The sequence below is a fragment of the Bradyrhizobium cosmicum genome, from assembly GCF_032290525.1.
Classification (GTDB): domain Bacteria; phylum Pseudomonadota; class Alphaproteobacteria; order Rhizobiales; family Xanthobacteraceae; genus Bradyrhizobium; species Bradyrhizobium cosmicum_A.
Map to the genome: position 1 here is coordinate 1 of NZ_JASXTA010000066.1, position 1,270 is coordinate 1,270.

Sequence of the window (1,270 nt, forward strand, 5' to 3'; positions counted from 1 at the left end):
CTAGGTCAGCGTTTTCTTGGTTCGAATCATATCAGGCGGCGTCGGCGAGTTTGTAGGACCAGGTATGGACGACGGGATGGCGATTGACGTCGTCGATTCCGGCCATGATGCGCTCTTTGAGTTCATACTTTGATGTCACCCGGATGTGACGCAGGACGGAGCGGGCGAACTTGGAGAAGAAGCCCTCGATGAGGTTGAGCCAGGAGCCGTGCTTGGGCGTGAAGGTAAACTGGAAGCGGCCTGCCGGTCGTGTGTCGAGCCAGGCTCTGGTTTCTCGCGAGATGTGTGTGGAATGGTTGTCGAGGATCAACTTGATCGCGGTCCTGGCCGGATAGGCGGCATCGAGGAGCTTGAGGAATTCGATGAACTCTCGGCTGCGGTGGCGGTCTTTGACGAGCGCGTGGACCTTCCCGGTGAGCAGGTCAATCCCCGCCAACAGGCTGAGCGTGCCGTGACGTTTGTACTCATGATCGCGCGCGAAGGTCGCATGCACGCCCGGCACTGGCGGCAGATCCGGCGCTGTCGTCGCGATGGCCTGGATCCCCGGCTTCTCGTCGTAGGAGACGATCGCGACCGGTTTGTCCGATTTCTTCGACCGGGCGGCGGTTTTTTTCAGGACCTGGACCTCGCGATAGACATACAGAACCTCCGCCATCTTCTGCTCAAACTCGGCGTCGCGGTTTTCAAGATAGTAGCGCACCTTGTGCGGTTTGATTTCCTCCTGACCGAGAAGCTTGCACACCGTGCCCTGAACCAGGCGGGCGAGACATTGATGACCGGCCCCCGGTCCGTGTTCGCGCGCATGGCGGGCCAGCAGCCGCGTCGTCCACAACTCGTGTGGATAGCCGTGCTCCCTGGCTTTGTCGCACGCCAGAGACACCAGCCAGGCCTTGGCCGCCGGCGTGATCACCGGCTCCTTGCCCGGTCGCGGGCGCTCGTCGAGCGCCGCCAGCGCGCCATCGGCCGCCGCCCGCTCGACGCAGCGCTGAACCGTCTGATGATGGGCGCCAAGTCTTCGTCCCACCGCAAAGAACGACGGGGTCTCGCGGTAGGCAAGCAACATCGCGGCCCGCGACACCCGGCGCGCCGGTTCGGTCCTCGACCGCGAAAGAGCCGTCAACGTTTCAATCTCCTCATCGGTCATCGCCAACTCGACCGCTTGCCGCCATCCTGCCATGATGAAACTCCTCGTTCACTCAATCGCAAACGAAGAATCCACAAACAAACGTCCCGTTCCATGACCGCCAAATTCATGGAATCGATCGTCTAG

At 61.5% G+C, this 1,270-nt stretch carries 1 protein-coding gene; it reads right to left on the minus strand.

The annotated features are described in order from the left end of the window. Window positions 1-31: 31 nt before the first annotated feature. Complete coding sequence (locus tag QSV46_RS39020) at window positions 32-1,177, minus strand: IS630 family transposase (RefSeq protein WP_314963999.1); 1,146 nt, start codon at window positions 1,175-1,177, stop codon at window positions 32-34. Between the last annotated feature and the right edge of the window lie 93 nt (window positions 1,178-1,270).